We start from the raw sequence: 386 nt of genomic DNA, 5'->3' as shown, positions 1-386 counted from the left end.
CAGCGAGCCAAAGAAGAGGAAGAACTTAGGAAGCTGAAGGAGCGTCAAGCGAAACGAAAAGTGACGAGAGCTGAGCAAGAAAAGCGTCTCATGGAACTCAAGAGGAAGCAGGAAGAGCAAAGACAACGAGAAATAGAAGAGAAGAAGCAGAGGGAGGCGGAAGCAAAGAGGAAACGTTTAGAAGAAGCCGAAAAGAAGAGGCAGGCGATGCTTGAGGAGCAGAAAAAGCAAAAGGAGGGTGTGAAACCCAACTTCGTCATCCAGAAGAAGTCCGACGGCAGTGCCCCTGTCATGCCTGTTGGCGGATTCGATAAGTTAAGCAATGTGGAACAGGCCAGGCTTGAGATGATGAAATCTAAGGAACAGTTGGCTGAAGACAAAACGGG

General features: G+C 49.0%; 1 pseudogene. It reads left to right on the top strand.

The window, feature by feature from the left end:
• Positions 1-386: pseudogene (locus tag BB427_RS24415) on the top strand (hypothetical protein); the annotation flags it as partial.

Source organism: Pseudoalteromonas sp. BMB, assembly GCF_001709235.1.
Taxonomy (GTDB): Bacteria; Pseudomonadota; Gammaproteobacteria; order Enterobacterales; family Alteromonadaceae; genus Pseudoalteromonas; species Pseudoalteromonas maricaloris.
Note: the sequence above shows the minus strand (reverse complement) of the source record. Positions and strands in the feature narration are given on the sequence as shown.